Origin of the sequence: Parasphingorhabdus sp. (genome assembly GCF_036963705.1) — a bacterium.
GTDB lineage: Bacteria > Pseudomonadota > Alphaproteobacteria > Sphingomonadales > Sphingomonadaceae > Parasphingorhabdus.
In genome coordinates this window covers 1-25,536 of record NZ_JBALUT010000029.1, presented here as the reverse complement: position 1 = coordinate 25,536, position 25,536 = coordinate 1, and the positions used below count along the sequence as shown (strand labels likewise).

Sequence of the window (25,536 nt, the reverse complement as noted above, 5' to 3'; positions counted from 1 at the left end):
CTAGTGGTCATAAGCCTTTGGCAAAGCGCCCGGGGTCGGGTTGCGATAGCGGTCCCGAAGCCGGATTTGCCGGTTGCTCAGCGACTGTTCGACGCCGTCGATCAGCACTTTTTCAACCTGGGTTGAAAGCTCTAGCGGATCCCCGGTCCAGATCACCACGTCCGCTTGACGGCCGGCTTTGAGCGAACCCAGTTGCCCGCCCATGTCCATGATTTCCGCCGGCACAGAACTGATCGCGGCGAAGGCCTCGTTCCAGCTCAGACCGGTAGCCCGGGGCACTTTATTGAGTGCGACCAGATTGCCGGCATATTGAACCGAATAGCGAAGCTGATGGGCGTCATTGTCGTTGATCATACCGATCGCAACTTTGACGCCAGCGGCTTTCATCCGGCCAATATTCGATTGGGTAGCAGACAGATCTTCAAAGCCATAAGGCAAGTCGCTTAGAGCAGATGCCAGCACAGGCACGCCTGCTTCCGCAATATGGCCCGCGACACGCCAGCCTTCATTGACCCCGACCAGCACCAGTTTCAGCGCAGGAAAATCCTTGCGCAGGTCCAGAACCTTCAAAATGTCGTTTGCACTTTCAACATGGACGAGCAGCTTGGTGCCGCCGTTGATCACCGGCAACAGCGCCTTTGCATCCGAGGCCTTGAGCAGGTCGCTGTCGAACGCCGCCGGGTTGCGGGCATATGTCCGCGCTTCATCGAGCATAGCACGAAACTGGATATGCGAGGCAGAACGGCTTCCGCCTGCCCGGCTATGACCGGTTTCACCCAGTTCAACAAATTGGAAAGCACGCGCCTGGGTGATCGGATTTTCATCCTGCCCGAGATCGACGATCGCGCCATATCCGGCAAAAATCGACTTGGCAGTGCTCGGAGAAACGACTGCGCGGGTGACGCCTGCCGCGCGGTTGACCGCAACAGCCGAGGCAAAGGGATTTATCGCATATTGAACATCGAGCGCCGCCGAGAATGGCGATCCGCTGGCGTTCATGTCGTTGGTCTGCGTGACCGCGCCGACCTCGACGAGGCCGATCCGGCTGAACCCGGCAAAGATGCCTGGCGTGACCCATTTGCCGGTCGCGTCTATCCGCCGCGCATTGGCGGGAATAGTAACATTGGCTCCAGCGGCGACGACGCGATCATTGCGGATCAATACGGTGCCACCTTCGATCGGCGCGCTGCCGTCACCGATCACAACCCTGCCACCGGTAATCGCGGTGGTTTGGGCAGCAGATGGCGCTGCGATCAAGGCTGCAGCAGAGGCCAGTAACAAGGTAAAACGCTTCATTTCACGTCTCCTTCACCGGGTTGGCCAAGTTCGAAGTCGCTGATCGGACGACGTTTCGGATCACCGCTATCGAACAGCAGCGCACCGTCGATCCAGACTTTCTCTGGCCGCGAGTAGACGCTCAGCGGATTGCCGTTCCACAATACGAGGTCGGCCATCTTGCCCGGCTTCAGGCTGCCGGTCATCGCGTCGATACCCATTGCCTTGGCAGGATTGAGCGTGATCCACTGGATCGCTTGCGCATCGCTGATTTCAATTCCCATCGCCCGGCCATCGGCAAGCGCCTTGCTCGCTTCCTGATTCAGCCGCTGGATCTGGTTTTCGTCATCGCTGTGGATGATCACACAGGCTCCGGCATTTTGCAGCAGTGCAGCATTTTCCGGAATGCCGTCATAGGCTTCCATCTTGAAGCCCCACCAGTCCGCCCAGACCGCTGAACATATGCCTTCCTCCGCAAGTATATCGGCAATCTTGTAGGCTTCGACGGCGTGATGGAATGCGGTCACCTTATAACCGAATTCCTTCGACATATCTATGATCTGGGCAAGCTCGTCAGCGCGGTAACAATGGTTGTGGACAAGAATGTCTCCGTCCAGCACGCCGACTAAAGTTTCCTTGGCAAGGTCCCGTTTGGGCGGCTTGGCATCGTTGCGCTTGCTGCGATATTCCTGTGCGTCGATCCAGGTTTGCCGGTTGAGCGCCAGATTGCCCATCCGCGTCGACGGCATTCGATTGCGGCCACCGTAAACCCGCTTCGGATTTTCTCCGCAGGCCATTTTCATGCCATAAGGCGCACCCGGGAATTTCATCGCCTGTACTGTCCGTGCCGCAACATTTTTTAACGTAACCGAACGGCCACCAAACAGGTTGGCCGAACCGGGAAGTATTTGCAGCGAGGTGATACCGCCATTGGCCAACGCCCGTGAAAAACCGGGGTCTTGCGGCCAGACACTATGTTCCGCCCAGACTTCGGGAGTCACCGGAGAAGTCGCTTCATTACCATCGCTATGCGCCGACACGCTTGGGGTCGGATAGTCGCCCAGATGACTGTGCACATCGATGATACCCGGCGTCACATATTTGCCGGAGCCATCGACAATATTGGTGCCTCCGGGGATTGCCGTGTCCGGCCCACCGACAGACGTGATCTTTCCGCCCGCCATGAAAACGGTGCCATTTGCAATTTCCCCGCCTTCGCCATCAAAGATGGTAACGCCGGTAATCGCGGTAGGAGTCGACGCGTAGGCCTTGTAGGTCGACGGGAACGCCTGTTTTTCGGACTTCGCCAACTTGGCCGATTGGCCCGGCTGCGCGCTGCTGGCAGAGTTTGTGTCCGCAGCGGTAGCCGCGCAACCGGCCATCAACGATCCGCCGGCAACCAATGCCAGCAAAGCCCGAATTCTCATAGCAAGTCCCTTATAATTATGGCTTCGTCGTCGGATGGATACCGGCAGATTGTGGGTCACCAAATTCCGACTGGCCTTCCAGATCGTCACCGACATTGTCGTCGGCAAGCGTATCGAGATGCATCAGTTTCTTGATCATTGGCGATATAACGATCACCGCAACGCCGACCCCGACTGCAACCCAACCAACGGTTGAATAGACTTCCAGCACACGGTCCGGCCCTGCCCCTTCCGCACCAACCGCCGAAGCGATTAGCCCGGCAGCAAAGTTGCCGGTCGCAGAGGCGAAGAACCACGTACCCATGATAAGGCTGGCCATATGCGAAGGCGCCAGACGGTTCATCGCGCTCAAGCCCACCGGAGACAGGCAAAGCTCGCCGGTCGTATGCAGCAGGTAGATCAGGAAGATGAACAGAACCGGAGTAAGGTTACCGGTTCCGGCTGCCAGCGCACCGGCAACCAGTACCAGAAAGCCCGCGCCAAGCTGGATCAAACCCAAACCGAATTTCGCCGGTGCAGAAGGCTCGAGCCCCCTGCGACCTAGCATGGTCCAGAGCAGCGCAAATACGGGCGCCAGCAATACGATATAGATCGCATTGATCGACTGGAACACGGATGCCGGGACTTCGATGCCCAATATGTTCCGATCAACGCTGCGGTCGGTAAACAGGTTCAGCGAAGAACCGGCCTGCTCGAACAAAGCCCAGAACAGGATCGAACCGAAAATCAGGAACATCGCCGCAAAGATGCGATCACGGTCCTGGGGGCCCAGCTTGGCAACTGCCGTGTAGAGCACGTAGATCACCAATATGGCTCCGGCTATGCCCAGCAACGACCCAACCAACGCCTGATACTGAATCAAGATCCAGACCAGACCGACGGTCGCAAAGCTGAGAAGATAAAGCAGCCATTCAAATTTGATTCCACCGACTTTGCTTTCCAGAAGCTGAGGATCATTCGCTTCACCACGACCGACCAGCAAAGGCTTGCCCCAGATGAACACCACAAGGCCCAGTAGCATGCCCAGTCCGGCAGCTCCGAAGCCGTATGACCAGCCATAGGTCTGGCCGAGCCAGCCTGCGATGATCGCTCCCAGCGCGGCACCAAGATTGATGCCCATATAGAAAATCGTATAGGCCGGGTCACGACGAATGTCGGTTCGCGTATAAAGCTGGCCGACGATGACCGAGATATTGGCTTTCAAAAAGCCCGAACCGACGATGATGAAGGCAAGTGCCAGCCAGAAGATATTGATCGCAGGGTCAGCCTGACCTCCGCCGTCTCCTTCGAAAGCCATCAAGAAATGGCCAAAAGTCAAAAGCAATGCACCGAAGGCGACTGCTTTTCGCTGCCCGAGATAACGGTCGGCAAGATAGCCGCCCACAACCGGTGTGATATAAACAAGAGCGGTATAGGCACCGTAAATGACGCCAGCTTCGCTATCAGAATACATCCAGTGTTGAACGAGGTAGAATATCAGCAGGGCCCGCATGCCGTAATAGGAAAAACGCTCCCACATCTCGGCAAAGAACAAAACAAAAAGTCCCTTGGGATGTCCGAGGAATGTTCCTCTTGCATCACCTGATTCCAGATACTCACCAGCCATTTATGAACTCCCCGATATACTATATGGGCTGACCAAAGCAGCCCGGTTGAGGGGCACACTAATGAAAAAAATGCGCAAGTGAAGTAGATTGTTACAAGCGAGACCGGTTTATCGCAAATTCGCCTTGCAATCGGGCCCGTCTCTTCCAAAGTGATGGGCATGAACGAGAACCAATTTAATGACTTGAGTAGCCTTGCAACATATTTGTCCTCCCGTCGTTCGGGACGGCCCCGCAACATGGTCGCGCCGGGACCCGACGACGTGCAGATTGAGCAAATTGTCACGACAGCGCTGCGAACGCCCGATCATGGCAAGCTCGCCCCGTGGCGGGTCATCGCGGTCGCAAAGGATCAGCGCACGGATCTCGCCAAGGGTATCAAAGCCGCCTATCTGAAAGAGAAACCGGACGCCGGTCGGGTCGAACTGGAAGGGCTCGATATGATAGCGCACGAAGCGCCGAGCCTGCTTGTTCTGCTTTCCTCCCCGGTCGAATCATCCAAGATACCGAACTGGGAACAGCATCTCAGCTGCGGTGCCTTTGCGATGAATCTCCTCCACGCGGCACATGCAATGGGCTTTGTTGGCGGCTGGATCACCGGCTGGGCTGCCTATAACGATGACGTCCGCGACCTTTTTGGGTCCGCTCCAGAGAAAGTCGCAGGTTTCCTCTATTTTGGCACATCCAATGCTGAACTGACCGAGCGACCAAGACCCGAATTGAAGAATATATTGTCGGCATGGGCCCCCGCTCTTCCGCAATGAATGGCTGCTATCGTGGCTAAATGTCGGATTTTCCTTAACTAGCAGCTTGCGTGCATGGCTGTATTATGGCAGTGAGGCAGCATGAACAATGCAAGCAAACCTGTCTATCTGAAATTGCGTGATATTATCGCAGAATCCATATTGGATGGCGAATATCGCGAAGGCGACATGCTTCCATCGGTCCGCGTTTTTGCGGCCGATCAGGGCGCCAATCCTTTGACCGTAGCGAAAGCCTATCAGGGTTTTCAGGAAGATGGTCTGGTGACGGTGAAGCGCGGCGTCGGGATGTTTGTTGCGTCCGGCGCGAAAGACCGACTGCGCCAATCGCAACGAGAAAATTTTATCAAGAATATCTGGCCGCCGGTCGAGCGCCAGATGAAACGGCTCGATTTGTCGATCGATGATTTGGTAAAAAGCGAGGCCTGAACAAAGTTCGGCTTTTGACCTTGCTCCGGCTTATCCCCGAACAGACCGCGCCCGCCTGAGGCTTTCCCGATAGGCGGAATTTTCCGGCATGATAGCAACCGCCTTTTCAAGCAGGCTGACCGCATCTTCCTTGCGCCGGGCATCAGCCAGCAACGCCAGCCCGTAAAGATGCGATACTACCGGACTTGACGGTTGTACGCGATAAGCGATCCTGCCCGCGGCAATAGCTTTTTCCGTCTGTCCCAAACCAGTATAAGCCTGAGTCAGTCCGGCCATGATCAACGCATCGTTTTCGCCCAGTCGTTTACGGAGATTCTCGAGCAAATGAGCGGCAACGGTCCAGCTTCCGGTTTCGAGATGAGCATAAGCCATCCAGCGCAAGCCTGCGATATTGCTCGGGTTATAGTTGAGAAATTGCGCCAGAGTCTCGCCCGATTGCTGCATCGCACCCTTGGACCGTGCGACTTCGACCAGACGCAGCATCACCGGCTCGGAAAAGCGGATGCTGCGCGCCTGCCCCAGCGCATCGAGCGCTTCGTCAAAATTGCCCATCGCCGCAGCTACATCTGCAACCAGAATATGCGCGGCGCTCGCTCCGGGATTGCCATTCTGTAGGCGCTTCGCTTCTGCATAGGCTGTGTCAAAGTTGCCTGCATCATAGAGCGCACGAATATAGGGAACCACGGCCCGTGCATCATTGGGGTTTCGCTGCGCTTCGGCCGACAATATGCCGAGCGGCACTTCAGCGGCGATCGCGCTTTCCCTGCCGCTGTCATGAACCGCAGCACGATTCATCACGCCGGCGGCCTGACCACGTTCATCGATCGCTTCCAATCCGCGCCCTGCCAGCCACAAGGCATAAGGATCGGCACCCGTCCGATTGACCTGTGGTTTCAGGATCTCCACCGCGTCAACCGCGCTTCCGGCCAAATAGAGCGAACGCGCCAGCAAATTTTGCGCTTGCCGATTGTCCGGCTGGATCGACACCAGACGACCGAACTTGTCCACGGCGGCGTTATAATTGCCTTCGCCATGCTCGATAATGCCCTGAACCAGCAAGACAGCGGGAACATTGTCGAGCGCGCCTCCGGTTTGGTGCATCAATCTTCTTGCCAGTCCGTAATTACCGGCCCGGGCTGCCAGCACTGCCTGCATGAAAAAGGCGCGAGGGTTGCGGCCATCTAGCGAGATAATCTTGCGCGCAACCGTCAGCATTTCGGTCATCCGCCCCATATCGCCGAGCGTCGCGGCATATTCGGTCAACAGCGGCACATCATTGGGATCGATTTCCAGCGCACGCTCGAACCAGGGTAAAGAAGCCCCCAAGCCGAACTGAAAGCGCAGCAATTCGCCGCGATATTGCAGCGCGCGGATATTGTCAGGATCGAGTTTCACGGCCTCATCTACCGCGTTTGTCGCGCCGGCCTGATCCCCGGAATCTGCGCGAAAACGGGCGATATCTACCCACAGGTCCGGATTTTTTCCGTCCAGCTCCATCGCCCGACTGAACGACAAGCTCGCCAGTTGTCCGTCGCCCACCTGCATGGCCAGCTTACCCATGATTCGCGCCGCATAACCACGTTGCTCTGCCGGGATATCGTCGGCCATCAATTGATCGCGCGCCTTTTGGGCCTTACCCTGCAAGAATAATGCATGACCGTAGAGATGCCGCACGAGAGCAGGATCGAGGCCAAGACTGACGGCCCGATCAATCTCCGCTTCGGCGGCGATGCCGTCGTAGAGACCCAGCAAGACTTCGGCTTGGGCTACCCGGGCATCGATCCATTCCGGGTCGGCCTTGATCGCATTCATCAGCTCGATCCGCGCCGATCTTATGTCACGACGCGCACGAAACTGCTCAGCCTTGGCAAATGCTTCCCGGGCGTCGCCATTGCCTTCGCTGGCCGCAAATATAGCCGTCGGAACGCCGACCACGCCCACTGCCAGTACGGCGGCCAGAACGATCGGCTTGCTCAAAAAACGCAATTGCTGAAGATGAGGGATCAACATGGATTAGCTGGCTTGCTGCAACTTATATTGCTTCAGCAGATCGTAAAGCGTCGGGCGACTGATACCGAGCAATTTGGCTGCATTGGAAATATTGCCACTGGTTTGGGAAATCGCGCGCAGGATTGCCGAGCGGTCGGCGGCTTCGCGTGCTGCTTTCAAATTGAGCATATCAGTCGTGGCATTTTCATCCACTTCCAGATCGAGATCCTTTGCACCGATCATCTTGCCATCGGCCATGATCACCGCGCGCTTGATCCGGTTTTCCAGTTCTCGAACATTACCGGGCCAATGCCAGGCTTCGAGCGCAGCCAGAGCATCGGGAGCCAGTCCTTTGACCGCCGGATTGATTTCCGCAGCAAATTTCTTCTGGAAATGGCGGGCCAGCAGGCTGGCATCACCCGATCGACCGGAAAGCGGCGGAATCTTGATCACGATCTCGGCGAAGCGATAGTAAAGATCTTCGCGAAAGGAATTTTCCTTGATCATCTTTTCTAGGTTCTGATGGGTGGCGCAAACAATCCTGGTGTCGACCGCGATCGCTTTGCGACCGCCAATTCTCTCGATCACCCGCTCCTGCAGGAACCGTAACAGTTTGACCTGCAGCGGCAGCGGAATGTCGCCCACTTCATCAAGGAAGAGCGTACCGCCGTCGGCTTGCTCGATCTTTCCTTCGGTGGTCTTGATCGCCCCGGTAAACGCTCCTTTTTCGTGCCCGAATAATTCGGATTCGAGCAGATTTTCCGGAATCGCCGCGCAGTTTATCGCTACAAACGCCTTGTCGCGCCGATCGCTCGATTCATGCAGGCCCTTCGCCAGCAATTCCTTGCCCGTCCCGCTGGCACCGAGCAGCATGACCGAAGCATTGGTATTGGCTACCCGCTCGATCATCCGCGCGATTTTCAGCATTTCCGGTGCCCCGGTAATGATCCGTCCCAGAATATATCCCTCGCCATTGCCCCGTGCAGCAAGACTGGCATTTTCCTGTTCCAGCCTGTGGACGTGAAAGGCGCGCCGGACAATCAACCCCAGTTCGTCAATATCCACAGGTTTTTGATAAAAGTCCCATGCACCACCGGAAATCGCCCGCAAGGCACTGGCTTTCTCACCATGGCCCGAGGCGACGATCACCTTGGTATCCGGTTTCAAACTCAATATGGCATCCATGGTCGCAAAGCCTTCGGTGGTGCCGTCGGGGTCCGGTGGCAGTCCGAGATCAAGGGTCACGACATCGGGCTCTTCGGATCGCAGCATTTCGATCGCCGATTCACGGTCGCCCGCAACGATAACATCAAAATCGTCATAAGCCCATTTGAGCTGCTTTTGCAGACCGGGATCATCTTCGACGATCAGCAGTTTTTCTTTTTTCGGTTGATCTCTATCTGGCATCAGGCGGCCCTTTCATCTGCTGAATTTTCATCTGATAAACGTTTGGCGAGAGGCAGGATCAAGGTGAACCGGCTCCCGGCACCTTCCGTGCTCTCGACTTCGAGGCGTCCGTTCATCGCACGAGCGAGTTCGCGTGCTTCATAAGCGCCAATTCCAAACCCGCCCTGTTTGCTCGACGCAAAAGGTTTGAAAAGCTGGCTACGGACAAACTCGCTCGACATGCCCGTTCCCTGATCACGTACTTCAATGGCTACGCACAAGTCCCGGCGGCGAGCGTTGATAAAGATGGGCTCGCCTTCCGTGCTGGCGTCGATCGCATTCTGGATCAAATGCCCCAAAATTTGATCCACCCGGACCGGATCAGCGATCACCGTCAGATCGTCGATCTGGGTGGTTTGCATGTCATGCAATATGCGCTTTTTCTCAATGATCGACTGGACCAATTCACGCACTTTTACCGGCTTGGGTTCTTCCTGCTTGGCCTTGTTATGCTGCGACAATCGTTCGAGCAGCCCGTTCATCTTGCCCGCAGAATCCTGCAGTGTTTCAATCATATCTGCTCTGAATTCAGGGTTATCAGCATGGCGTTTGGCATTGCGCGCAAGCAGGCTCAATTGGCTGACCAGATTCTTGATATCATGCATGATGAACGCCATCCGCCGGTTGAACTCATCAAATCTCTGCGCTTCGGAAAGCGATTCCTGACTCCGGGCTTCCGCTAGATAGCTGGCGACCTGACGCCCGACCACACGAAGCATATCGAGATCTTCCCAATCCAGCGTGCGATTGATACGAGGACGCGCCAGCAGCATCAGGCCGGTGAGACGATCGAAATGAACCAGCGGTACTGCCACCCATGTTCGTTCGTCTCTGCTCATCCAATCCGGGATGGCTGCCGCGTCGCATTTCTCATCTTTATCGGCACGCAGTGCATCAAATTCAACAATATGGCTGGATTCTTCAAAAAACGCGACAGTGCGGTTTGAGCAAGCACGAGCGGGCACCTCTAGCGAGGACCAATTCCAGCGCGATTGAAGCACCAATTGACCGGAATCGTCCTGCATCAGCAAAATGCCTGCTGGAGAATCCGTGATATCGGCAATCGCCTTTATCACTCGTTCATGAAAAGGCGCGCTATCGGCGCCAGGACGGCCAATGGTATCGGTGAAACGAATCCACTCCGACCGATAATCATAGCGGTGCTGGAAAAAATTCTTGGCCATCTTGACCTTCAACCAGGCGCGAAACCTGCCCGAGGGAAGCAGCAACAGGGCCCCGATCGACGTGCCGAACAAAAAGCTGATCTGAGCCAGGCGCGCATAATCTCCACCGATGATCTGTAATGCGGCCGCGATCACGACCATCATCAGCAGATAGCTGGCAATCGCCACTAGCGACAGCGAACGAAACGCCACGCTGCGGGACAGGGTCAAGTTCCATTCCGTGTTGCGGACCGATGCTAGCGCCAATATCGGCGCAATAATCGCCATGGTCGGTCCACGCATTGCATATAATTCCAGCGGGAATTGCTGCGTCAGATAGGTAATAGTGTAGAGGTTGAGATCAAAGGTCCAGATCGCCGCGAGCGAAGCCATTGGCAGGCGGATACCCCAGCGCGATTCCGGCGCGGAAATCGAATATAGATTGTGCACCAGCACCAGTGCACCCACGGCAAAAATCATCCGCAAAACCAGCGAAGTGTATAGCGTGACGCCTTCAAGACGCGGACTTCCCGCAAAAGCTGGCAACAGCGTATCGACGATCATTTGACCGACCAACACAAATGTCAGCGCAACATAAATGCTGTTGACAGTTTTCGGTTCATCACGGCGCTCCCCGGCCCGCAGCAGTATGAACATGAATGCCAGCCAGCCAAAGTTGCGCAACGTTTCGGCAAAGCGGGAAATCGGTGACAGGAATCCCTCAACCGAAACCGAGAGGGCCCAGAAACTGGTCATTGATATCGCTATCACCAACCATATTTGCTGGTGATTGCGCTCGACCTTGCGCTGAAATTGCCAGATCGCCAGAGCACCAAAAAGCGCGGCAGCGCCGCCGTGTCCGAATGTACTGATATGATCGAGAAACGATCCCATCTCAGCGCGCACCCTCCGGCCAGAGAACGACCCGAATGGTCTGCAAAATAATCAGCAAATCGAGAAAGGGCGTGTAATTTTTGGCGTAATAGAGATCATATTCGAGCTTGTGCCGAGAGTCTTCGATTGACGCACCGTAAGGATAGTTGATCTGCGCCCAACCGGTTATGCCCGGTTTCACGATATGCCGCTCTGCATAAAAGGGCATTTTGGTTTGCAGATCATCGACAAATTGCGGTCGTTCAGGACGAGGTCCGACAAAGCTCATTTCACCCTTCAACACGCTCCAGGCCTGGGGCAATTCGTCGATGCGGACTTTGCGAATGAACCGCCCGATGCGGGTGATCCGCGGATCATTCTCCGCTGCCCAGATCGCTTTGCCACCGATTTCGGCGTCTTCACGCATCGAGCGGAGCTTGAGAATGCTGAACTTCTGGCCGTATAGCCCGACCCGTTCTTGCTTGAAAAAAGAACCACCACGGCTTTCTAGCCTGATGAGCAGAGCAAAAAGCAGGATTACAGGTCCGGTAAGGAGCAACAGCAGGAAGCTCAGGAATATATCAAATCCTCGCTTAAATACGGTAGACAAGCGGCGACCCGACGAGAAACCGTCCGAGAAAATAAACCAGCTGGGGTTCACGCTATCGAGATCGACGCGGCCCGTCTCGCGCTCCAGAAAACTCGACATGTCATTAACATGGACCCCGGTCGTCTTGATCGTCAACAGATCGGCAACCGGCAGAGAATTGCGCCGTTCCTCCAGCGCCAGAACCACTTCGCTGACTTCAAGCTCGATCACATGCTGCGGCAAATCGGCGATATCCTGACGCCGGATCGCACTTTCGATCTTGCTCGGACCTTCGTTCATGTCGACATAGCCGGCTATGATGAAGCCGCTTTCCTGCCGCTTTTCCAGTGCGGCGATCCGCCCTGCTCGCGGGCCGGCACCGAGAATCAGCAAGCGACGCTTGAAACTGTCGCTGTCCAACATGGTCCCGAGCAATACACGGACTAACATCAGGAATGTGATCGCCAAGACCATCGCATAAAGAGAATTCGAGCGCCACAGCGTGATCCCTGGCATCGCGAAGGCGAGCAGAGAGAGGAAAATTACGCCCAGAGAAATTGCGACCAAGATGCGCGCGGCTGCGAAACGCAGGGATTGCAGGGCTTCGGACCCATATACACCAACCGCTATCAACGCGAGCTGCAGCGCAAAGGCAAAGCTGAATATAGGCCCTGGCCGGTCATAGAGGGAGCCTATCTCCATATCGATTTGGAGCGCACGCAATATCCAGCCGGACTCTGCCGCCATCAGCAGCAGGATAAAATCTATCAAACCCAGGAAAAGTACCGGATAAGGGATATAATGTTTGAACAATCGGATCATATTGAACGCGGTCTTTCCTTGGCTGCTATCGCCCATAAGGAAAATTGGTTATCTGTCGGTAAATTTTACAAAACTAATGGCAAAAAATCGCTGACCATCGTTAAAATTGTTCAATCTACCGACAGTTTGTCAGCACACAGCGAGAAATCTGACGCTCGGCGCTAGTCGTTGACGAAGTCAAATGGTGTTAATCCGCGTTCGCGTTCGTTAAACGTGAGCGGCCGGCTGCGCGGTGGCGCTGATCGCTGCGAGCATTGCGGCCGGGTACAGGCCGGACAACCCAGACCAATCGGGTCCGCTTGTTCGATACTAAGGTCTTTACCACGGGCATAGTGGAGCGCGGAAGCAACGTCCGCCGAAACACCCAGTCCGATCGCAAAGGCGGGCGTATATCCGCCTGCACCGGATCCAATGCCCTGCACCGCTCGGGACAGGGTGAACCAGGTGCTGCCGTCTTCCAGAGCAACCAGTTGCGAGCGGATCTCTGCTGGCTGTTCAAAAACCCGGTGGATATCCCAGAGCGGACAACGATGTGCGCTTTCCACCAGCGGAGCGTTGCTTGCCCCGGCATAGCGTTTCGAAATCATGCCGGAGCGATCAATACGAACCATGAAGAACGGCAATCCCCGCGATCCGACCCGCTGCAAAGTGGTCAGACGATGGGCAACCTGCTCGAAACCGGCACCGAAACGACGTTGGAGCAGCTGGATACGATAGCCGGTTTGCTCGCAAGCTTTGAGAAAACGTTCGTAAGGCATCATCAATGCGGCGGCAAAATAGCTCGACAAATGGCGCCGGAACAGCTTTTCGGCAGACCGGTCGGTAAAATGACCCCCAGCTGCCAGGGCATCGATTTCCCCTTTTGCTTCGATCTGGCCGAGCAGCAACGCGGCCTGAAATGTGCGGGAAGCCGGATCGAGCATTTCCGAAAGCTGGAGTTGCCGGGCATGGAGATCGAGCCGGCGGAGCTTGTCCGAGAGCACGGTCTCCGGCAATATTCGGATTATCAACTGATGTTTGACGCGCAGCCGCTCGGCTATTGCACCATAGAGATCACCGGCGCCGAGGCGCAGTTCATCCGCAAGCTCCTCGGCCATAGAATCGAGATCGGCGAAATGATTTCGCCACCGTTCGATTTCTCGACGAACCGACTGGATCGGGTCCGGTGCTGTGCTTTCTCCGGCCTCTCCTGCAGTCTTGCGATTGTCAAATAGTCGTACAAAAGCCTCGGCGCTATTGGGAGAAGCTATCAGCCATTCCTCCAGTTCGGCGCGATCAATCGTCAGGTCATCGAACAATGGATCGGCCAGTCGCTGGCGGATAGCGTCAATCCCGCCACCGGGTTCCGCCGCGATCAATTGTCGTGGATCGAAATCAAAACGTTCTGCGAGAAGTAGCATCAAACGGGCGCTTAACGGCCGTTGATTGCGCTCGATAAGATTGAGATAGCTGGGCGAGATATCCAGTGCTTCGGCCAAAGCAACCTGCGTCATGGCAGCGCTGCGGCGCAGCCGTTTGATCGCTGCACCGGCGAATAGCTTGGGATTTTTCATCATCACATTATGTAAATATATTTACATAATTTCAAGCGATATCACAAATTGGACCCTAAATTCGAACATTTTGTGTCAGCCTTCAAGTTCGGATTATGAAAACAGCGGAACAGGGCTTGCCTCGCCATTTGGTAAGTGTTTCTTAACCGCATCCAGCTATTCCGGTTTACATATCTGAAAGAAATTGGTGTTTTACCATGGTCAAAGAATCCATCTTGTTTGTGGCGGGCACTTCGCTGTTGGTATTTCTCATAATGCCGGCACAACAGCCCGCAGAAGTCACACCCGTTCCGGAAGAGACCGCAGCGCCTGTCGTCCAAACCCAAAAGCCCTCAAATACTGGCTGGGATTATGAAGAAAGCGACGGCGAAGAAGAACCTTTCATATTCGGTGAACCGGTAAAAGCCACGGATTCCGATTATGAAACGACAGGTTCAAGTTCAGAGGAAAGCATCAGTACCAGACCGACGGAAGAGAGCGCCAGCTCAAGTCCTAGGGCAGAGAGCACCAGTCCTGAACCAAGAGCGAAATCGACTGCTGACTCCCCGGCCAATACCAGGCCCAAGATCCCAGCTGTCAAAATATACGACTAGTCTAGATCTCTCGCCATATCGCGACGACATTCGTCGCTGATGATCGCAGCATGACCGTAATTGGGATGGTCAATCTGCACCATCACCTGCCCTTCCATGCTTTTCCATGCTTTGACCTGCTCGGCGCTCAACGCGAAATGGACAAATTGAACCGCGCTGGCCTTGCCATCCGAGCGGGTACGATCAATATCTTGCTCGGGCGCCGCGGTGACCTTCTCATTGCCGATAACCAGATGGATATGCTGATCGACCCCGCCCAGAGTCTTCAGAAAAGCGGTGCGACGTTCTTCCTCGTCGATTTCAAACATCAGCGTTCCGGTAAATTCCGAGCCATTCGGAACCATCGGATTATAGGCCGCCAGTTCATCGACCAGCTGCTCGTCTCCGCCTTTTTCGATCCGCAACATCTCCTGGATCTGCAACCACATGCTCTCCCAGCTTTCAAACTGGATCGTCGCATAGGGGCCAATGGCAATCCGCCGGAATTTCTTGCGCAGAATTGACTCCTGACGCTTCTCCTTGCGGATCAATTCATAGTCGGCGAGCGAGATGATATCGTCTTTGCTAATCTGATGCGTGTCGCGGGGCATATAAATCCTTAAAATCTTGTTTGGCTGACCGACACAGGTCGGCGAAGCTGAGCATTAAAACCCGTAAGCCTTGGCCAGCAATTCGATCGGATGACCAATCCGTGCCGGTAAATCCTTCTGGCCACCACTCTCCATGATCTGCCTGAGATGCGGGCCGGCTAGCGGACATTCGCTGACCATATAATCGGGATCGCCCTTTGAAACAGAACGCGCGGCCGGACGGCCAACCTTGACCGCCTTGTCGAAATTTTCCTTAAAAATCCCCCATTTGCCTCCGTGACCGGAGCAACGCTCGGTGATCGACGGCTTGGCGCCCGGTATCAGCTTGAGCATCTCCATCGCCTTCGGACCCATGTTCTGGGCCCGGCTGTGGCAAGCGAAATGGATACCGATCTCGGCCTTCATCTCGTCGATTGGAACCAGGCCTTTGTCCTTGGCGATCTCGACAATATATTCGCTGAGATCGCGGGTCGCCAATGCCAGTTTTTTCACCGCCGCATTATCCGGCAGAATAAGCGGCCATTCGAATTTCATCATTAGTGCGCAGCTTGGGGTCAGCGCGACAACGTCAAAACCTTCGTCGATGATCGGTTCGAAAAAGGCTGCTATTTCTTCAGCCGAGGAAGCCACCGCAGGCAGATCGCCATTTTCCAGTTTCGGCATTCCGCAGCAGGCAGGATATTCCACCCGCGTTTGCACACCATTGTGGGAAAGCACGTCCAGCGCGGCCTTGCCGGCGGTCTGGTCATTAAAATTGCCATAGCAGGTCGCATAGATCGCCACCTTGCGACCGAAAGCGGGCGCAGCCGCATTGGCCACAGGACCGTGGCCAACATATTTGTGGGTCAGCGGCACGTCTTCAAATTCCGGAAGATGGGCGCGCTTGTCGATACCTGCAACGCTCTCCAATATGCCGCGCGTAAAACCGTTACCCTTTTTGCTCGCCCAATTGGCTGCACCGGACAATGTGCCCGCAACCTTGGCATTGCGATCAATCTCGGCGAGCTGCTTGTCGACAAAGCCGGTCTTGCCGTTCCGGTTCTCCACCGCCCTGTGCCGCAGCATCAGATGCGGGAAATCCAGATCAAATTCATGCGGTGGCACATAAGGGCATTTGACCATGAAGCACATGTCGCAAAGCGTGCAGGAATCGACGACATTCTTGATGTCGCCAGCGCTCAGATCCTCAACTTCCTCATTGGGACTTTCGTCGATCAGGTCGAAAAGCTGCGGAAAGCTGTCGCACAAGTTAAAGCATCTACGGCAACCATGGCAGATATCAAAGACCCGGCGCAGTTCCAGGTCGAGAGCTTCCTCGTCATAATAGGATGGCTCCTGCCACGCTATCGGGTGCCGCGTCGGCGCGCCCAAGCTACCTTCAGTCATGATATGCTTCCTGTCGCCTTAAGGACGGAATCTAAAGATGGAATGATCATGCCGCCGCCCGTCGGAGGGGGTGAGGTGCGACGGCATGATCCTCGGATGGACGGTTTAGGCGTCCATCGTGTCCAAAGTTTTCTGGAATTTGCCAGCGTGGCTCTTTTCGGCTTTTGCAAGCGTTTCGAACCAGTCGGCAATCTCGTCAAAACCTTCTTCGCGGGCTGACTTGGCCATGCCCGGATACATATCGGTATATTCGTGGGTTTCGCCCGCAACCGCAGATTTCAGGTTATCGGCAGTGCCACCAATCGGCAGGCCGGTTGCCGGATCACCAACTTCTTCGAGAAATTCGAGATGACCATGGGCGTGGCCGGTTTCGCCTTCAGCGGTCGACCGGAACACGGCGGCAACATCGTTATAGCCTTCAATGTCCGCTTTCTGGGCGAAATAGAGATAACGACGGTTGGCCTGGCTTTCTCCGGCAAAGGCGTCTTTCAGATTCTGTTCGGTTTTGCTTCCCGCAAGTCCCATGGTCTTCTCCTGTTGGCGTTATTGGTTTGAATGCCGATCTTGAGAATCGGACTGGTTGATGACTACGCGCGCGCGCGACCCGATTCCACCGAATTTTTTGATCGTTGACAATCGGAAAAATCGATCAGTCAATTGCGACTTATTCGCAATAACGATCTATCATTCTGGACATCGTTTCAACTGATAGATGTCTGGCGCAATCGTTAAATCAAATCGATTTTTACCTACGATGACGACGGGACCATCCATCCGGAATCGCCCGCCCGCTTCGCCGGTTTCCTCATCGATTGCAAGATCGTCCAGGCTCAACACAAGCTTGCTATCCTGCAAATGCCATCTGCCTACCAGATCTTCCGAAACAAAATTTCCGCCGGCGATCATCGTCCAGTTGGTCGGTAGATCACAGCTTTCATCCAGCAAGGACCAGCGCCCTTCGAAATAGGCAGATTCAACTTCACTGGTCTCCTGTGCGGCGACCGGAACGATCGGCCATGCCAGCGCCGCGAACAGGATGCACCGCCAGCCCATTTATTTCTTCATGATGTCCAAGGCCGCAGCGGTCAAAGCCTCGGCGCCGGTCGCAATCACTTTTTCTGCCTCGGGTGCCCAGGTTGAACTGTGCAGAGACGGCAGTTTTGTGCCCTCGGTGAGCGACGCCTGATATTCGGCCATCGGCACGCCGCCAACCCAGAAGATCATGCTCTTGATATTCTCATCGGCCCGGCGGTAGCGACTGAAATCTTCACCACCCATCACCGGTTTGGACTGCACGACGCGGTCCTTGCCAAAGCGGGCTTCGAATAGCTTGGCCATTTCGATAGAAAATTCAGGGCTATTATAGGTTGCTGGCGTGAATTCTGCCTCGCGCAGCGTCACTACCGGCATCCGGTCTTCGGGCATGCCAGCGGCAATCGCCTCGCCACGCGCAATTCGGCTAATCCCGTCGAGCAGTTTGGCCCGTGTATCGTCGCCATAACTGCGCACCGTGAGCAACAATAACGCCTCGTCCGAAATGATATTATGTTTCGAACCAGCCTGGAAACTGCCGACGGTCACGACGGCCGGGTCTTGCGGATCTATTTCACGGCTTACCAATGTCTGCAACGAACCGACGATACGGCTGGCCAATACGACAGGATCCTTGGTCGTGTGCGGATAGGCACCATGGCCGCCTACACCCTTGACCTGGATATCGACGCTGTCGACATTGGCCAAGGCAAAGCCGGGGGCATATCCGATATATCCCGCAGGCGCGCCGGCGGCATCATGAAAAGCAAGCGCATATTCCGGTTTGGGGAAACGGGTGTAAAGACCGTCCTCGAGCATCGCCAAGGCGCCCTCCCCGGTTTCTTCCGCTGGCTGCAGGATCATCACCAAGGTTCCTGCCCACTGGTCCTTGCGCGCCACCAACTGTCGCGCCGTCGCGACCCAGCCGGTCATATGCGTGTCATGACCGCAGGCGTGCATGACATATGTATCATTGCCCTGACGGGTCTTGGCCATGGCTTTAGATGCGAAGGCCAGCCCGGTTTTTTCCTCCAGCGGCAGACCATCCATATCGGCGCGGATCAAGACGGTTGGTCCCTCACCATTTTCCATCACCGCAACCACGCCGGTGCCGCCGACTTTTTCGGTGACGGTAAAGCCAAGGCGCCGCGCTTCGGCGGCCAGTTTTGCAGCCGTACGCACTTCCTCGCCGCTCAGTTCGGGATTGCTGTGAAGATCACGGTAAATTTCCATCAGTGACGGCAGGTCAGCCGAGATGGCGTCCTTCAGGCCATCGGCATAGGCCGGTGAAGCCGTCAGGACCGAAGCCGCCGCCAGCAAAGCAAATTTTGTGAATTTCCGCATAATCATCCCCATTTTATTTCTTTAAGTTCTTATCATTGTCGATCTGACTAATCCGATCAAAGCCGCTTGTCAGGTCCAAAATTCATTCCGCCGGTGTCAGCTCCATCACGTCGACTTTGCTTTCATAGGCCGGGAAAGGAAAGACCATGCGCCACCGATTGGATCCGATACGCTGGACAACCGCAGCCTGGTCGCGTTTTGCCGTTTTGCCGTAGGCAACCAGAGCGTCTTCATAATGATAGATGAGTGTCCCGAGATAGGCAGACTGCTTATTATCCACTTTATCGATCCAGCCGATCGTGCGCTGGGAGCCAGTCAATTTGGTGAAATGCTTGCGGCCATTCTGATCGACCACGCGGCATTTGAACGGACTATAAGCAATATAGGGAAGCCCGCCGTCCGGATCGCCGTCAAGCTTGGTGATCGAACAATTATAGAGGCCTTGCGGGATATCGCCATTGCTCAGCGCAGCATCGGTTTCGAACAGCGGCGAACGGGCAGCCAATGCTGCGCCCTCTCCCGCCCCGATCACGCCCGACCGACCGACCTCCAACGCCTCTTTCCACCGATCCAATCTGTTCGCATCAGCCACGGTGGCTTGTTCAGGCCACCGCGTTTCAGCCTGTGGTTCGGCGGAGGCCGCCAGCAAAACAAATGCCGCTATCACTGTGCTGTCCAGCCCCCATCGATGGAGATATTCGCGCCGGTGATGGAGCGGGCGTCATCCTTGCACAGGAATATCGCCAGCGCAGCGATCTGCTCGATCTGGACAAATTCCTTGGTTGGCTGCGGGGCGAGCAGTACATCGTTGATCACCTGATCGCGGGTCAGTCCTCGCACTTCCATGGTGTTGGGAATCTGGCCTTCAACCAAAGGCGTCCAGGTATAGCCGGGCGAGATGGTGTTGACCGTGATCCCGTGGGTCGCAACTTCAAGCGCGACCGTCTTTCCGAACCCGTCAATCGCGTGCTTCGCTGCATTATAGGCCGACTTATAGGGGCTTGCGACCTTGCTGTGCATCGATCCCGTGTTGATGATCCGGCCCCAGCCTTTCTCCTTCATCCCGGGCAATACCGCCTTGCTGGTGTGGAAGGCGCTGTTCATGATGATGTCCATGATCGCGTTCCATTTATCCTCGGGAAATTCATCGACCGGAGCGACAAACTGGATGCCGGCATTGTTGATCAGGATATCGACCGTGCCCAGTTGCTCAGCACAATCACTGCACATCTGCCGGATTTCCTCCGGCTTGGTCATGTCGGCATTGCTATAGGCCGCTTTGGCTCCGCTTAGCGCTTCCAGTTCCTGTCGCAGCGCTTCTATCTCGCCCGCGTCGCCGAATCCATTGATCATAACCGCAGCGCCTTCTGCCGCCAGCGCTTTCGCATAGCCACCGCCAATGCCCGATGTGCTGCCCGTAATCAGTGCCGTCTTGCCCTTCAAAAACATCGATATTCTCCTTTGTCGCGACCTTAAAACTGTCGCACCGGACTGCAATGCTTTTGTAAAAGAAAACACAGCTACTTGCGCTTTTTTGCAAATCAGGCGAATTGAAAAACAACGAGGAGACTATCAATGCGCTTGGACGATCTGGACCCCAGCAAAAATGTGCGTGATCAGGGCCGCGGTGGCGGCGGAAGTTTTGGCGGTGGCGGTGGCGGCGGCCTTGGGCTGTTGCTCGGCTTCCTGCCGATGCTACTGGGCCGGAAAATGGGCTGCGGCACGATATTGCTGATCGGCGGTGCGGCGCTAGCCTTCATGTATTTCAGCAGCGGTAGCCTGCAACTCGCTGATGGAGCCGGCGGGGGCGGTTTCCAGTCGAAGAGTTCCGGTGCCAACGTTGCCTGTGATACAGCAGAAGAAAGATTCGCTTGCCAGGTGCTGGCTTCTACTGAGCAAACATGGTCAAAACTTTTTCAGCAGCAGGGCGAAACCTACCGCCCGACCACCCTCACCTTCTATGACCAGTCCGGACAATCGGGCTGCGGCGCGGCGCAGGCAGCGATGGGGCCATTTTATTGCCCGGCGGATCAGGGCGTCTATCTCGACACCAGCTTCTTCCGCGAAATGGCGACCCGGATGGGCGCCAAGGGCGATTTCGCTCAGGCCTATGTTATCGCGCATGAAGTCGGCCACCATATCCAGAATCTGACCGGCGTTGCCGACCAGGTGCGCAAGGCCCAGGGCCGCGCGAGCAAAGCCGAAGGCAATGCGCTGCAGGTAAGGATGGAATTACAGGCGGATTGCTATGCCGGGGTATGGGCGGCGCAAAATGCCGACCGGATGGAACCCGGCGATGTCGAGGAAGGCCTCAATGCGGCTCACGCGATTGGTGATGATACGTTGATGCGCGGGGCTGGCCAGCGACCAGTAGAAAGCATGTTCACCCACGGGTCGTCCGAGCAGCGCATGGCGTGGCTGCGCAAGGGCATGCAGACTGGCAATCCATCCTCGTGCGATACATTCGCGGCCGGTGCAATCTAGACAAAGGCGGGCTCCGGCAGCATCGCGCCAGAGCCCGCATTCACTTATGCTTTTGGTCGGCTGATAGTCGCAGACCAGTCAAGCCGCCGAGTAACGAACATCACACCGGCCAGGGCTGCGAATATCAGCAGCGATCCGATGAGTAGCGAATATGCTTCGAGGCTGAGCAATATATAGATTGCGCCATAGAGACCGGCGAGCAATCCACCGACTATCGAAGCCCGTCGCCAACTTGACAATACCGATGCCGAATAAGCGGTGATCAGCCCGATCGTGGCCACCGATGCGGCGATATAGGCCAATGCGAAACCGATGATCTCGGCAAAAGCCAGCAGCAGCACGAAGAACAACACCAGCGCAACGCCGACCAATATATATTGCACCGACGATATCCTCACTCCGCCGATCAGATCGAACAGCAGGAACGCGACAAAGGTGAAACCGATAATCAGGAAACCATATTTGGCCGCCCGGTCAACCTGACCATAGAGATCGACCGGCTGGATCAGATCCACAGTCGCGCTGGCGGCACCAGCATTGCCATATTCGGCTCCGCTATAAGCCATGTCTTTCGCGCGCATCGGTTGAACCTGCTGGCCCGGATCATTGGCGATCAGCGATGTGCCGAGCGCCAGATTGGTGATCACATATTTCGCTTCGAAGCCGTCAGCATTGATTGTTCTGCTTTCGGGAAGAAAACTCCCTGCAAAGCTCGGGTGCGGCCATTTAGACTGGACAGTCCATTCGGTCTGGCCGGCATTGGGTGCAATGGTCAGGCTCTGGTGCCCTTTGAACCGGACATCGAATTTGGCCTCGATCGCGCCGCTTTCCAGCGCGCTGCCGTCAAGAAAGGCGAAGAACCCGCTATTCCCTGTAGCGCCTAGCCCCTTGCCGGGCTGCAGTTCCAGCGCTTGGCCGTTGACGCTGACCTTATTGTCCCCCGCCAGACCACGAGCGTCGGACAAGCCGAAGCGCAGCTCCGCGCGACTGAAATCGATCTGGTCGCGGGTTACACCATAGCGATCGAGATCGTCGGGCAGTTTGAACACTGCAGAACCGGTGATTGCCGTGTCATAGACAATGACCTCGTAAATCGCGCGTTTCTTGGTTTCGGTGTTCAGCTTGCTATCGAGTTTCACCAGTTCCGGCGCGACGAATATTTCGCGGGTCACAATATTGGTCCGGGTGACCGTCTTGCCGTTTTGTTCAACAGATTCGGTGATCTTGGCCTGGTAGGGCAGCACAATCTGCGGCCCGGCAAACACCTGCTGGCCGCCCCATCCGGACACGATCGACTGCTGCGCCGTTTCGCTTTGGCTCTGCCGGTCATAATTGAGCAACCAGACGGTGAACAACGGGATGGTGATCAGAAATCCCATGAGCAGTACCATCAGGAATTTCCTGCCGGGTGATCGCTCGGGCTTCCCCGGACCACCCTGATTTTCTTGTATCTCCGTCATAATATCTCCCTCTTCCGTCCCAACAAAGTTAGTTTGCGCAACGCTTCTGTTCGTCTAGACCCTGTGTATCATCTTTATATCCACTGCGATGAGCAGAGGCACACGCGCGCCAAATCGAAAGGTCGTTATGAATATCTCCGATTGCCACAATGTGAACGACTTCCGTGCGCTCGCCAAGAAACGCCTGCCCTTTCCGATATTCGACTATATCGACGGCGCGGCAGACGACGAGGTCACCCGTCGGCGCAACACCACCGCCTATGAAAGCTGCGATCTGGTGCCCAATGTTCTGACCGGCGTCGAGAATATCGACATGAGCACCACGGTGATGGGCCAGAAACTGGCGATGCCGCTGTTCCTCTCGCCTACCGCTTTGCAGCGGCTGTTTCACTGGCAGGGCGAACATGCCGTTGCCCGCGCCGCCGAAAAATTCGGTACGTTTTTCGGCATCTCTTCACTCGCGACTGTCAGCATCGAGGAAATCGGTTCGAGCATCAGTTCGCCAAAAATGTTCCAGCTCTATGTCCACAAGGACAAGGGCCTCAACCGGTCGATGGTCGAGCGCTGCAAGGCGGCAAAATTTGACGCGCTGACCCTCACCGTCGACACGATTGTCGGCGGCAATCGGGAGCGTTGCCTGCGTTCGGGCTTCACCAGCCCGCCCCGGATTACTCCGACCAGCTTCTGGAGCTATGCAGCTAAACCCGCCTGGGGGCTGAACTATATGCTCCGCGACAAGTTCGAACTGTCCAATCTGAAGGACCATGTGTCGGAAGGCAGCAGCATCCCCAATTCCGTTGCCGACTATTTCACCAATATGCTCGACCAGTCGCTCGACTGGAAGATGGCGGAGGAAATAGCGAAGGACTGGGGCGGGGAATTCTGTCTGAAAGGCATCATGTCGGTCGCCGACGCCAAGCGCGCGGTCGATATCGGCGCGACCGCAATCATGGTCTCCAACCATGGCGGCCGGCAACTGGACGGCAGCCGCGCACCATTCGACCAGCTGGCCGAGATTTGCGATGCCGTCGGCGACAAGCTCGATGTGATATGCGATGGCGGGATAACCCGCGGCAGCCACGTGCTCAAAGCATTGAGCGTCGGCGCCAAGGCCTGTTCGGGCGGGCGTCTCTATCTCTACGCCCTCGCAGCCGCCGGACAGGGAGGTGTTGAACGGATCTTGTCTTTGCTGCAGAATGAAATTGAACGCGACATGAAACTAATGGGCGTCACGGCGGTTGATCAGTTGAACCGCGACAATCTGCGTTTTCGTTAAGCTACGCGGTCAGGGGATTGATATGATGCATATGAAATATTTGACAGGGCTGCTGCTGGCCGTTGGCGGGCTGGAAACAGTCGCTCTGGCGCAAGAAGGCGCGCAGCAGGAAACGACTCTGGAGCAGGCAGGGAACAAGGTTACCGAGCCATTCGACGGCAAGGAAGTCCCGCAGAAGCTGATAGATATCCAAGATGAGCCCTATTCGCTCAATGGCCTGCGCGGTTGTGCCGCGATCATCGCCGAGGTCCGCGAGCTCAATGCGGTGCTGGGCCCCGATGTAAACGAGACCGTCGACAAAAGCCTTGGCAAGAAACGCGAAGAAACCGCAGCCCGGGTGGCTGGCAGCGCGGTCGGCTCGATCATCCCGTTTGGTGGGCTGATCGGAGAAGTCACTGGCGCTAATGCCGAGCGCCGACGCTACAACAAGGCTGTCTATGCCGGCACGGTCCGGCGCGGCTTCCTGAAGGGCGTCGGTCGTGAGCGCGGATGCAAGGCACCTGCCCGGCCTTGATCAAAAAGCGATATTAGCGGAACGTATCCACAAAAAACCATATTGCGATAGCGGCCAGCATCACAGCAAAACCGCGCCTGACCAGTCGCGCATAAGGACCGGTGCTGAGCCAGCCATGGGCGCGACCGGCGAACAGAACAATGATGATATGGATCATCGTGGCCACCGAGACATAGGCAATCGAAAGCTGCGCCGTTTGCATCGCGACCGACCCGTTGGCGACAATATGGACCGGCAGCACCGCGATGAAAAATAGAGCCGCCTTCGGATTGAGCAGATTGATCAGAAGTCCGCGCCGAAAATGCTTCGCCGCCGTGCCATTCTTGTGAATGGCGGAGGGCGATACTTCCCGCTCGCCAACCCATGCTTCCCACGCCAGCCAGAGCAAAAAAGCCGATCCGGCATAGCGCAGCAGGTTAAAAATCAACGGTGATTCATGGGCCAGTTGCGCCAGCCCCAGCGCCGAAGCAGCAGCAACAATCGCCAGTCCCAAGCCAATGCCGGCGGTCGCCGCGAAGCCCGCGCGCCTGCCTTCGCTGGCGCTGAGCAAGGCCAGCCAGCCCATGTTCGGACCAGGCGTCAGTTCGACGAGCAGAACGACGAGCAGGAAAGAGGGGAGCATCGGGGCGAGCATGCACTGCTTCTATCGGGATTGCGGAATGGGGGGAAGTGGTTGGAAGATTTTGCGAAGAATATTTAACAGTTTCAGCCTGTCTTGCCGGTGGTGGCTGGTACTCAAGCTAATAGTGATTTAGCCATGCCTTATGAGCCGCGCCTATGTTTATATCATGACTAACAAACCGTTTGGCACGCTTTACATTGGAGTGACATCCGATTTGCCAGCGCGAATATTCCAGCACAAGAATGGAACGGGTTCGGATTTTTGTCGCGAGAATAGCCTCGACCGCTTGGTGTACATTGAAGAC

25 protein-coding genes are annotated in these 25,536 nt (G+C 55.9%); 8 read left to right on the top strand and 17 right to left on the bottom strand.

The features are described 5' to 3' along the window. The 3 genes from V7680_RS08620 to V7680_RS08610 are packed head-to-tail and all read right to left on the bottom strand — an operon-like array spanning position 1 to position 4,308. Positions 1-1,296, bottom strand: coding sequence for an amidohydrolase family protein (locus V7680_RS08620; protein WP_335652880.1), 1,296 nt, complete (start codon positions 1,294-1,296; stop codon positions 1-3). After that, on the bottom strand, positions 1,293-2,702 hold the full coding sequence (locus V7680_RS08615) for an amidohydrolase (RefSeq protein ID WP_335652879.1): 1,410 nt from the start codon (positions 2,700-2,702) through the stop codon (positions 1,293-1,295). Before V7680_RS08615 ends, V7680_RS08620 begins: the two co-directional genes overlap by 4 nt. 16 nt (positions 2,703-2,718) lie before the next feature. Next, complete coding sequence (locus V7680_RS08610) at positions 2,719-4,308, bottom strand: peptide MFS transporter (RefSeq protein ID WP_335652878.1); 1,590 nt, start codon at positions 4,306-4,308, stop codon at positions 2,719-2,721. A 159-nt stretch (positions 4,309-4,467) separates the two neighbouring features. Between V7680_RS08610 and V7680_RS08605 the strand changes: the two genes are divergently transcribed. Both V7680_RS08605 and V7680_RS08600 read left to right on the top strand, forming a co-directional pair. Next, on the top strand, positions 4,468-5,070 hold the full coding sequence (locus V7680_RS08605) for a nitroreductase family protein (RefSeq protein ID WP_335652877.1): 603 nt from the start codon (positions 4,468-4,470) through the stop codon (positions 5,068-5,070). A gap of 81 nt (positions 5,071-5,151) precedes the next feature. Continuing rightward, positions 5,152-5,496 carry a GntR family transcriptional regulator gene (locus V7680_RS08600; RefSeq protein ID WP_335652876.1) on the top strand — a complete coding sequence of 115 codons (345 nt, stop codon included), beginning with the start codon at positions 5,152-5,154 and terminating at the stop codon, positions 5,494-5,496. A 30-nt stretch (positions 5,497-5,526) separates the two neighbouring features. On the opposite strand, the gene V7680_RS08595 is transcribed toward V7680_RS08600, so the two are convergent. The 4 genes from V7680_RS08595 to V7680_RS08580 are packed head-to-tail and all read right to left on the bottom strand — an operon-like array spanning position 5,527 to position 12,378. Continuing rightward, a complete protein-coding gene (locus V7680_RS08595; RefSeq protein ID WP_335652875.1) occupies positions 5,527-7,473 on the bottom strand; it encodes a tetratricopeptide repeat protein in 1,947 nt (648 codons plus the stop codon). Positions 7,474-7,509: 36 nt separating this feature from the next. Continuing rightward, positions 7,510-8,892 (bottom strand): PEP-CTERM-box response regulator transcription factor, encoded by a 1,383-nt coding sequence (gene prsR, locus V7680_RS08590; protein WP_335652874.1) that lies wholly within the window; start codon positions 8,890-8,892, stop codon positions 7,510-7,512. Next, positions 8,892-10,988, bottom strand: coding sequence for an XrtA/PEP-CTERM system histidine kinase PrsK (gene prsK, locus V7680_RS08585; RefSeq protein WP_335652873.1), 2,097 nt, complete (start codon positions 10,986-10,988; stop codon positions 8,892-8,894). Before prsK ends, prsR begins: the two co-directional genes overlap by 1 nt. 1 nt (position 10,989) lies before the next feature. Then, a complete protein-coding gene (locus V7680_RS08580; RefSeq protein WP_335652872.1) occupies positions 10,990-12,378 on the bottom strand; it encodes a TIGR03013 family XrtA/PEP-CTERM system glycosyltransferase in 1,389 nt (462 codons plus the stop codon). Between V7680_RS08580 and V7680_RS08575 the strand changes: the two genes are divergently transcribed. Further along, complete coding sequence (locus V7680_RS08575; protein WP_335652871.1) at positions 12,358-12,543, top strand: hypothetical protein; 186 nt, start codon at positions 12,358-12,360, stop codon at positions 12,541-12,543. The two genes, V7680_RS08580 and V7680_RS08575, sit on opposite strands and share 21 nt — an antisense overlap. Here V7680_RS08575 and V7680_RS08570 read toward each other — a convergent pair. Beyond that, the gene (locus V7680_RS08570) at positions 12,540-13,931 is read right to left on the bottom strand and encodes a helix-turn-helix domain-containing protein (protein ID WP_335652891.1); all 1,392 of its coding nucleotides are present in this window, start codon (positions 13,929-13,931) and stop codon (positions 12,540-12,542) included. The genes V7680_RS08575 and V7680_RS08570 overlap by 4 nt on opposite strands. 197 nt (positions 13,932-14,128) lie before the next feature. On the opposite strand from V7680_RS08570, the gene V7680_RS08565 reads away from it, so the two are divergent. Beyond that, a complete protein-coding gene (locus tag V7680_RS08565; protein WP_335652870.1) occupies positions 14,129-14,524 on the top strand; it encodes a hypothetical protein in 396 nt (131 codons plus the stop codon). Here V7680_RS08565 and V7680_RS08560 read toward each other — a convergent pair. The 7 genes from V7680_RS08560 to V7680_RS08530 all read right to left on the bottom strand — a co-directional run bounded on the left by V7680_RS08560 (position 14,521) and on the right by V7680_RS08530 (position 20,325). Continuing rightward, positions 14,521-15,114 carry a DUF3501 family protein gene (locus V7680_RS08560; RefSeq protein WP_335652869.1) on the bottom strand — a complete coding sequence of 198 codons (594 nt, stop codon included), beginning with the start codon at positions 15,112-15,114 and terminating at the stop codon, positions 14,521-14,523. The two genes, V7680_RS08565 and V7680_RS08560, sit on opposite strands and share 4 nt — an antisense overlap. Positions 15,115-15,168: 54 nt before the next feature. Then, entirely contained in the window at positions 15,169-16,500 is a 1,332-nt protein-coding gene (locus V7680_RS08555; protein ID WP_335652868.1) for a (Fe-S)-binding protein, read from the bottom strand. 105 nt (positions 16,501-16,605) lie between these two features. Beyond that, a complete protein-coding gene (locus tag V7680_RS08550) occupies positions 16,606-17,025 on the bottom strand; it encodes a rubrerythrin family protein (RefSeq protein WP_335652867.1) in 420 nt (139 codons plus the stop codon). A gap of 159 nt (positions 17,026-17,184) precedes the next feature. After that, positions 17,185-17,553: a hypothetical protein gene (locus V7680_RS08545; protein WP_335652866.1), complete on the bottom strand. Its 369-nt coding sequence runs from the start codon at positions 17,551-17,553 to the stop codon at positions 17,185-17,187. Continuing rightward, the gene (locus V7680_RS08540) at positions 17,554-18,876 is read right to left on the bottom strand and encodes an amidohydrolase (RefSeq protein WP_335652865.1); all 1,323 of its coding nucleotides are present in this window, start codon (positions 18,874-18,876) and stop codon (positions 17,554-17,556) included. Between the two features lie 82 nt (positions 18,877-18,958). Next, entirely contained in the window at positions 18,959-19,543 is a 585-nt protein-coding gene (locus V7680_RS08535) for a DUF4893 domain-containing protein (protein ID WP_335652864.1), read from the bottom strand. Further along, positions 19,540-20,325 carry a 3-hydroxybutyrate dehydrogenase gene (locus tag V7680_RS08530; protein ID WP_335652863.1) on the bottom strand — a complete coding sequence of 262 codons (786 nt, stop codon included), beginning with the start codon at positions 20,323-20,325 and terminating at the stop codon, positions 19,540-19,542. Before V7680_RS08530 ends, V7680_RS08535 begins: the two co-directional genes overlap by 4 nt. 126 nt (positions 20,326-20,451) lie before the next feature. On the opposite strand from V7680_RS08530, the gene ypfJ reads away from it, so the two are divergent. Then, entirely contained in the window at positions 20,452-21,360 is a 909-nt protein-coding gene (ypfJ, locus tag V7680_RS08525) for a KPN_02809 family neutral zinc metallopeptidase (protein WP_335652862.1), read from the top strand. A 44-nt stretch (positions 21,361-21,404) separates the two neighbouring features. Here ypfJ and creD read toward each other — a convergent pair whose 3' ends face one another. Further along, positions 21,405-22,820, bottom strand: coding sequence for a cell envelope integrity protein CreD (gene creD / locus V7680_RS08520; protein WP_335652861.1), 1,416 nt, complete (start codon positions 22,818-22,820; stop codon positions 21,405-21,407). 127 nt (positions 22,821-22,947) lie between these two features. Here creD and V7680_RS08515 point away from each other — a divergent pair, with 127 nt between their 5' ends. Continuing rightward, entirely contained in the window at positions 22,948-24,096 is a 1,149-nt protein-coding gene (locus V7680_RS08515) for an alpha-hydroxy acid oxidase (protein WP_335652860.1), read from the top strand. 22 nt (positions 24,097-24,118) lie between these two features. Beyond that, on the top strand, positions 24,119-24,610 hold the full coding sequence (locus V7680_RS08510; RefSeq protein ID WP_335652859.1) for a hypothetical protein: 492 nt from the start codon (positions 24,119-24,121) through the stop codon (positions 24,608-24,610). 13 nt (positions 24,611-24,623) lie between these two features. On the opposite strand, the gene V7680_RS08505 is transcribed toward V7680_RS08510, so the two are convergent. Further along, positions 24,624-25,244: a LysE family translocator gene (locus tag V7680_RS08505; RefSeq protein ID WP_335652858.1), complete on the bottom strand. Its 621-nt coding sequence runs from the start codon at positions 25,242-25,244 to the stop codon at positions 24,624-24,626. A gap of 130 nt (positions 25,245-25,374) precedes the next feature. Between V7680_RS08505 and V7680_RS08500 the strand changes: the two genes are divergently transcribed. Next, positions 25,375-25,536 (top strand): GIY-YIG nuclease family protein (locus V7680_RS08500; RefSeq protein ID WP_335652890.1); only part of this gene is annotated, 162 nt, incomplete at its 3' end.

Coding starts and splice junctions, on each gene's coding strand:
- V7680_RS08605 (WP_335652877.1), top strand. CDS start 4,468: ATGAACGAGAACCAATTTAATGACTTGAGTAGCCTTGCAACATATTTG.
- V7680_RS08510 (WP_335652859.1), top strand. CDS start 24,119: ATGATGCATATGAAATATTTGACAGGGCTGCTGCTGGCCGTTGGCGGG.
- V7680_RS08555 (WP_335652868.1), bottom strand. CDS start 16,500: ATGACTGAAGGTAGCTTGGGCGCGCCGACGCGGCACCCGATAGCGTGG.
- V7680_RS08565 (WP_335652870.1), top strand. CDS start 14,129: ATGGTCAAAGAATCCATCTTGTTTGTGGCGGGCACTTCGCTGTTGGTA.
- prsR (WP_335652874.1), bottom strand. CDS start 8,892: ATGCCAGATAGAGATCAACCGAAAAAAGAAAAACTGCTGATCGTCGAA.
- prsK (WP_335652873.1), bottom strand. CDS start 10,988: ATGGGATCGTTTCTCGATCATATCAGTACATTCGGACACGGCGGCGCT.
- V7680_RS08545 (WP_335652866.1), bottom strand. CDS start 17,553: ATGGGCTGGCGGTGCATCCTGTTCGCGGCGCTGGCATGGCCGATCGTT.
- V7680_RS08580 (WP_335652872.1), bottom strand. CDS start 12,378: ATGATCCGATTGTTCAAACATTATATCCCTTATCCGGTACTTTTCCTG.
- V7680_RS08505 (WP_335652858.1), bottom strand. CDS start 25,244: ATGCTCGCCCCGATGCTCCCCTCTTTCCTGCTCGTCGTTCTGCTCGTC.
- V7680_RS08620 (WP_335652880.1), bottom strand. CDS start 1,296: ATGAAGCGTTTTACCTTGTTACTGGCCTCTGCTGCAGCCTTGATCGCA.
- V7680_RS08610 (WP_335652878.1), bottom strand. CDS start 4,308: ATGGCTGGTGAGTATCTGGAATCAGGTGATGCAAGAGGAACATTCCTC.
- V7680_RS08560 (WP_335652869.1), bottom strand. CDS start 15,114: ATGCCCCGCGACACGCATCAGATTAGCAAAGACGATATCATCTCGCTC.
- V7680_RS08615 (WP_335652879.1), bottom strand. CDS start 2,702: ATGAGAATTCGGGCTTTGCTGGCATTGGTTGCCGGCGGATCGTTGATG.
- V7680_RS08570 (WP_335652891.1), bottom strand. CDS start 13,931: ATGAAAAATCCCAAGCTATTCGCCGGTGCAGCGATCAAACGGCTGCGC.
- V7680_RS08540 (WP_335652865.1), bottom strand. CDS start 18,876: ATGCGGAAATTCACAAAATTTGCTTTGCTGGCGGCGGCTTCGGTCCTG.
- V7680_RS08530 (WP_335652863.1), bottom strand. CDS start 20,325: ATGTTTTTGAAGGGCAAGACGGCACTGATTACGGGCAGCACATCGGGC.
- V7680_RS08515 (WP_335652860.1), top strand. CDS start 22,948: ATGAATATCTCCGATTGCCACAATGTGAACGACTTCCGTGCGCTCGCC.
- ypfJ (WP_335652862.1), top strand. CDS start 20,452: ATGCGCTTGGACGATCTGGACCCCAGCAAAAATGTGCGTGATCAGGGC.
- V7680_RS08550 (WP_335652867.1), bottom strand. CDS start 17,025: ATGGGACTTGCGGGAAGCAAAACCGAACAGAATCTGAAAGACGCCTTT.
- creD (WP_335652861.1), bottom strand. CDS start 22,820: ATGACGGAGATACAAGAAAATCAGGGTGGTCCGGGGAAGCCCGAGCGA.
- V7680_RS08575 (WP_335652871.1), top strand. CDS start 12,358: ATGTTTGAACAATCGGATCATATTGAACGCGGTCTTTCCTTGGCTGCT.
- V7680_RS08600 (WP_335652876.1), top strand. CDS start 5,152: ATGAACAATGCAAGCAAACCTGTCTATCTGAAATTGCGTGATATTATC.